The sequence below is a fragment of the Nocardiopsis sp. TNDT3 genome (assembly GCF_003427465.1).
GTDB lineage: Bacteria > Actinomycetota > Actinomycetes > Streptosporangiales > Streptosporangiaceae > Nocardiopsis > Nocardiopsis dassonvillei.
The window spans coordinates 1-5,732 of sequence record NZ_QPFC01000556.1 but is presented as its reverse complement, the minus strand read 5'-3'; the positions used below and the strand labels follow the sequence as shown (position 1 = coordinate 5,732).

General features: G+C 71.1%; 6 protein-coding genes. 3 read left to right on the top strand and 3 right to left on the bottom strand.

Annotated elements, in window-relative coordinates; genetic code table 11:
- Together nadC and DQW06_RS14355 are read left to right on the top strand one after the other, a co-directional pair.
- The coding region (nadC, locus tag DQW06_RS14360) for a carboxylating nicotinate-nucleotide diphosphorylase (protein ID WP_117198633.1) at window positions 1–1,342 on the top strand (1,342 nt) is incomplete at its 5' end.
- 64 nt (window positions 1,343–1,406) lie between these two features.
- Window positions 1,407–2,189, top strand: coding sequence for a type III pantothenate kinase (locus DQW06_RS14355; protein ID WP_013155972.1), 783 nt, complete (start codon window positions 1,407–1,409; stop codon window positions 2,187–2,189).
- A gap of 49 nt (window positions 2,190–2,238) precedes the next feature.
- Here the strand turns inward: DQW06_RS14355 and DQW06_RS14350 are convergent, their stop codons facing one another.
- From DQW06_RS14350 to DQW06_RS14340, 3 genes are all read right to left on the bottom strand, one after another.
- On the bottom strand, window positions 2,239–2,658 hold the full coding sequence (locus DQW06_RS14350) for a PIN domain nuclease (RefSeq protein ID WP_117198631.1): 420 nt from the start codon (window positions 2,656–2,658) through the stop codon (window positions 2,239–2,241).
- Window positions 2,655–2,876 (bottom strand): type II toxin-antitoxin system VapB family antitoxin, encoded by a 222-nt coding sequence (locus DQW06_RS14345; RefSeq protein ID WP_117198630.1) that lies wholly within the window; start codon window positions 2,874–2,876, stop codon window positions 2,655–2,657. Before DQW06_RS14345 ends, DQW06_RS14350 begins: the two co-directional genes overlap by 4 nt.
- Before the next feature lie 102 nt (window positions 2,877–2,978).
- On the bottom strand, window positions 2,979–3,935 hold the full coding sequence (locus tag DQW06_RS14340) for a cation diffusion facilitator family transporter (RefSeq protein ID WP_117198628.1): 957 nt from the start codon (window positions 3,933–3,935) through the stop codon (window positions 2,979–2,981).
- A 96-nt stretch (window positions 3,936–4,031) separates the two neighbouring features.
- On the opposite strand from DQW06_RS14340, the gene lysX reads away from it, so the two are divergent.
- Window positions 4,032–5,636, top strand: coding sequence for a bifunctional lysylphosphatidylglycerol synthetase/lysine--tRNA ligase LysX (gene lysX, locus DQW06_RS14335; protein WP_117198627.1), 1,605 nt, complete (start codon window positions 4,032–4,034; stop codon window positions 5,634–5,636).
- Window positions 5,637–5,732 lie beyond the last annotated feature (96 nt).

Here is a 5,732-nt window from a genome sequence, read left to right as displayed (position 1 = left end):
CGCGCGGGCCGAGGCCGTCGGCACCGTCACCCCGCTTCCCGACCCCGCCGCCGCGGCCCGCGTGCGCACCCTCATGTCGCGCCACGCCGGGGTTCTGCGCACCGGTGAGGGGCTCGCCGAGCTGACCGCCGAACTCGACGCCCTCGCCCGTCCCGGTTCCCCGGCCACCCCCGACGTGGCCGCCTGGGAGACCGCCAACCTGCTCACCGCGGCTCGGCTCGTGGCCGCCGCCGCGCTGCACAGGACCGAGAGCAGGGGCGCGCACCAGCGCGCCGACCACCCCGAGCCCGTGCCCGGGCTCCGGATCCGCCCCGTCGTCGTCCGACTGGAAGGGAACACCATCGTGACCACGGATGAGGACTGGACGCCCTCCCTGCCGCCCGCGCTCACCGCGGAACTGGACTCCATCGGCCTCCCCCTCGCCGGTCCGGGCGCCGGCGGGGTTCTGGAGGCGTCGGACGCCCACCCGGACGCGCGCGCCGAGTTCTCCCTCCCGTACACCGCCCCCTCGCAGTCCCACGTGGACCTGGTCCGCCGCGCCCTGTCCGAGGACCTCACCGCGGGGCCGGGCATCGACGTCACCACCGTCGCGACCATCCCCGGCGACCAGGTGCGCACCGCGCACGTGGTGGCCCGCGCCGACGGCACCGTCAGCGGCCTCCCGCTCGCCGAACTCGTCTTCTGGCTGGTCGCCGACGGGGCCCTGGAGGCGCACCGGACCGTGGCCGACGGCGACGCGGTCAAGCGCGGCGACGTCCTGATGACGGTCACCGCGCGCACCCGCGACCTGCTCACCGCGGAGCGGACCGCGCTCAACTTCCTCACCCACATGTCCGGAATCGCCACCGCCACCCGCGCCTGGGTGGACGCCGTGGCCGGGACCGGCGCCCGGATCCGGGACAGCCGCAAGACCCGGCCGGGGCTGCGCGCGCTGGAGAAGTACGCCGTGCGCTGCGGCGGCGGGGTCAACCACCGCTACGGCCTCAGCGACGCCGGACTGGTCAAGGACAACCACGTCGTCGCCGCGGGCGGCGTCGGCGAGGCGGTCCGCGCCATCCGCGCGCGCTTCCCCGACCTCCCCCTGGAGGTGGAGGTGGACCGGACCGACCAGATCGAGGACGCCATCGCCGCGGGCGCCGAGGAGATCCTGCTCGACAACTTCACCGTCGAGCGGCTCCGCGAGGCGGTCGCGCTGGTCGCGGGCCGTGCGCGGCTGGAGTCCTCCGGCGGCCTGACCCTGGACGTGGCGGGTGACGTGGCCCGCACCGGGGTGGACTACCTGGCGGTCGGGGCGCTCACCCACTCCAGCCCGGCGCTGGATATCGCGCTTGACCTGTTGTGAGCGGCCCGGTTGGTGGAAGATTCCTTGAGAACACACCACTTCGACCACGGATGAGGCCCCCAGCATGCTGCTCGCGATCGACGTCGGCAACTCCGAGACGGTCTTCGGTCTCTTCGCATCCGACGACCTTCTCGAACACTGGAGGGTGGGAACCGACACCAGGCGCACGGCCGACGAGTGGGCCGTGGTCCTGCGCGGGCTCGTCGACGGCAGCAGCCTGGGCCGCCCCGAGGACATCGACGGCATCGCCCTGTGCTGCTCGGTCCCGTCGGTCCAGCACGAGATGCGGGACATGTTCCGCCGCCACTTCGGGGACGTCCCGGCCGTGATCGTCGAACCCGGCGTCAAGACCGGGGTGCCGATCCGGATGGACAACCCCAAGGAGGTGGGCAGCGACCGGATCATCAACGCGCTGGCCGCCAACCACCTCTACGGCGGCCCCGCGGTGGTGGTGGACTTCGGGACCGCGACCACCTTCGACGCGGTCAGCGCCCGCGGGGAGTACGTGGGCGGGGCCATCGCCCCGGGCATCGACATCTCCGTGGACGCCCTCTCACGGCGCGGCGCCCAGCTGCACATGGTGGAGATCGTCAAGCCGCGCGCGGCCATCGCCAAGAACACCACCGAGGCGCTGCGCTCGGGGATCGTGTTCGGGTTCGCGGGCCAGGTGGACGGGATCGTGGACCGCATGGTCGCCGAGCTCACCGACGCGCCCGACGACGTGACCGTGGTGGCCACCGGGGGGCTCGCCTCCATCGTGGTGGCCGAGTGCGAGACGGTCGACCTGCACGAGCCGTGGCTGACCCTCATCGGCCTGCGTCTGGTCTACGAGCGCAACGTCGGCTGATCCGGGTCCGGGGCGGGGGAGAGGGAGGAGGCCTTCCGCCCCGGCGGGTTCAGCCCTGGTCGTGCCGCTGCGCGCGCAGCCGGGGGAACACCTCGGCGAGGTGGTCGAAGTCGCGGTCGCAGTGCACGAGGACCGCGTCGGTGCGCAGGGCGACGGCCGCGATGAGGCAGTCCGTGTGTTTGCGGATCGTCTTACCCCTGGAGCGGGCCTCACGGTAGATGCCCGCCGAATGGTGGAAGTCGAGCCTGTTGTCCAGAGACAGCTGGATCAGGCCGTCGGTGAGGCGTTCCAGCTGCTGGAGCTCGGTGGAGCTCTTCGCCCCGCTCAGGATCTCGGCGGCGACGGGTTCGGTCGTGGCCAGGTGGACGCCGCGCTCGATGAGTTCCCTGACGAAGACGTGGGTCTCGGAACCGGTCTTGCGCAGGTACTCCACCCAGGCGGAGCTGTCCACCAGATAGACGGTGTTCACGAGGCGGGCGCCCCGCCCTCGAAGCCGGAGTGGCGCATCTCTTCCAGGTCGCCCTCCCAGCCGATGCCCTCCAGGCTGAGGAGGAACTCCTTGGTGAGAGGTGTGCCCACGGCCCGGCGAAGGGCGATGTCCACGGCTTCGCGCTTGGTGCTCACCTGGAAGCGTTCCATGGCGGTAGTGACCAGTTCGTCGTCGATGTCAATGTTTGTGCGACTCATGCACCCATATTACACCTGTTACCCTGTGTAAAGAAACGGTTTCCGGGAGTTCGCGGCCGCGGTGGTGCGGCGACCGGCCCCGGCCGCCGCGCCACCCCCGGTTCAGCCCGAGGAGACGGTGCCGGGGGAAGCCTCCGGCGAGGCCCCGCCGCGGAACAGGTCCGGCTCGATGTAGACCAGCGTGGCGATGGGCACCGCCGTCCGGATGCGCTCCTCGGCCTCGTTGATCGCCCGCGTGATCCGGCCCGCGTCGTCGTGCGCGTCCACGGCCACCTTCGCGGCCACCAGCAGCTCCTCGGGGCCCACGTGCTGGGTGCGCATGTGGATCAGGCGGTCGATGTCCTCGACCGACTCGATGGCCCGGCGGATGGCCCGCACGTTCTCGCTCGTGGCGGACTCGCCGATGAGTAGGCTCTTGACCTCGACGGCCAGCACGACCGCGATGACCACCAGCAGGACGCCGATGGCGGCGGTGCCCAGGCCGTCCCACAGGCCGTCGCCCGTGATCAGGGTCAGACTGACACCGGCCAGGGCGAACACCAGGCCCAGCAGGGCGCCGGCGTCCTCCAGCAGGATCACCGGCAGCTCGGGGGACTTGGAGCGGCGGACGAACTGCACCCAGCCCGCCTTGCCCCGGACCGCGTTGGACTCCTTGACCGCCGTGCGCATGGCGAACGACTCCAGCACGATCGCCACCAGCAGCACGGCCACGGGGACCCACTGCCAGGACGTGATCGGCTCGGGGTGGGAGATCTTGTGCCAGGCCTCGTAGAGCGCGAACAGGCCGCCCAGGCTGAACAGCACGATCGCCACCATGAACGCGTACACGTAGCGCTCGCGGCCGTAGCCGAAGGGGTGCTCCTCCGTGGCGCCCCGGCGCGCCCGCTTGCCGCCGATCAGCAGCAGCGCCTGGTTGCTGGAGTCGGCGACCGAGTGGATGGACTCGGCCATCATCGACGATGATCCGGTCAGGAGGTAGGCCACGAACTTCGTCGCGGCGATTCCCAGGTTCGCGCACAGCGCCGTGACGACGGCTCTCGTGCTTCCCTCGACACTCACCAGTGGGGTCCGTCTCTCGGTAGGTACTGCTCTCGGATGTGAAGGCGCGGGTCAGGGCAGCGCAATACTAGTGATCCGCGTCACCGGCCTCCCACCGTGCCCCTACCCCGGAAAGGGACCCCGACCGCCGGAGCGCGCCCCGTTCCCGCGGACGCCGACCGGTCGGGCCGGACCGCGACCGCCGGTAGGATCGTGCGCGTGAATGACGCGCACGACGACACCTACGACGACCTGCCCGAACAGATGCGGGTCCGGCGCCAGAAGCTGGACCGGCTGCGGGAGGAGGGCACCGACCCCTTCCCCGTGACCTTCCCGCGGTCCACGTCGATCGGGGCCGTGCGCGACAAACACCAGGGGCTGGAGCCGGACACCCGCACGGGCGCGGAGGTCTCCGTCGCCGGACGCGTCATGCTCTACCGCACCGGCGGCAAGCTGTGCTTCGCCACCCTGCGCGACGAGACCGGCGACATCCAGATCATGCTGTCCCTGGACCAGGTGGGCCGGGAGCGCCTGGACGCCTGGAAGGCCGACGTCGACCTCGGCGACCACGTGGGCGTGGAGGGCGAGGTCATCACCTCCCGTCGCGGTGAGCTGTCGATCCTGGTGACCTCCTGGACGCTGACCGCCAAGTGCCTGCGCCCGCTCCCGGAGAAGCACAAGGGCCTGACCGACCCCGAGGCCCGGGTCCGCCAGCGCTACGTCGACCTCATCGTCAACCCCGAGTCCCAGCAGATGGTGCGCCGCCGCTCGGCCGCCATCCGCGCGATCCGGGAGGGGCTCGCCTCCCGCGACTTCGTCGAGGTCGAGACGCCCATGCTGATGCGGGTGCACGGCGGCGCCACGGCGCGCCCCTTCACCACCCACATCAACGCCTACGACATGGACCTGTACCTGCGCATCGCCCCCGAGCTGTCCCTCAAGCGGCTGGTCGTGGGCGGTCTGGAGAAGGTCTTCGAGGTCAACCGCAACTTCCGCAACGAGGGCGCGGACTCCACGCACAACCCCGAGTTCACGATGCTGGAGTTCTACCAGGCCTACGCCGACTACAACGTCATGGCCGACCTGACCCGCGAACTCATCCAGGAGGCGGCGCGCGCCGTGTTCGGCTCGACGGTGGTCGAGCGGGACGGGCGCACCTACGACCTGGGCGGGGAGTGGCCGCAGGTCACCCTGTACGGGGCGGTGTCCGAGGCGCTGGGGGCCGAGGTCGACCCGCGCACGCCGATCGACGAGGTCCGCCGCCTGGCCGACTCCCGGGGAGTGGAGTACGACCCCTCCTGGGGACAGGGCAAGCTCGTGGAGCACGTCTTCGAGGAGCTGGTGGAGCACACGCTGGTCCAGCCCACCTTCGTGCGCGACTTCCCGGTGGAGACCAGCCCGCTCACCCGGCAGCACCGCGAGGACCCGCTGCTCACCGAGAAGTGGGACCTCATCGGGTTCGGCATGGAGATGGGCACGGGCTACTCGGAGCTGGTCGACCCGGTCGAGCAGCGCGAGCGCCTCACCCGGCAGTCGCTGATGGCCGCGGAGGGCGACCCCGAGGCGATGCAGCTGGACGAGGACTTCCTGCGGGCCCTGGAGTACGGAATGCCGCCGACCGGCGGTGTGGGCGTCGGTATCGACCGCCTCCTCATGGCCTTCACCGGAAAGAACATCCGGGAAACTGTCCTTTTCCCGCTCGTGAAGCCTTCCGGGGATTGAGTCGGAGCACCATGGTCCCGGATTTACCGGGGATATAACGGCGTCGGCCGGATGACCGAAAGGCGGGGCGGGGCCGTCGCACACACGGTGCGGCGG

Bases quoted from the DNA above. Each gene is read 5' to 3' on its own strand.
- DQW06_RS14355 (WP_013155972.1), top strand. From the start codon at position 1,407: ATGCTGCTCGCGATCGACGTCGGCAACTCCGAGACGGTCTTCGGTCTC.
- DQW06_RS14345 (WP_117198630.1), bottom strand. From the start codon at position 2,876: ATGAGTCGCACAAACATTGACATCGACGACGAACTGGTCACTACCGCC.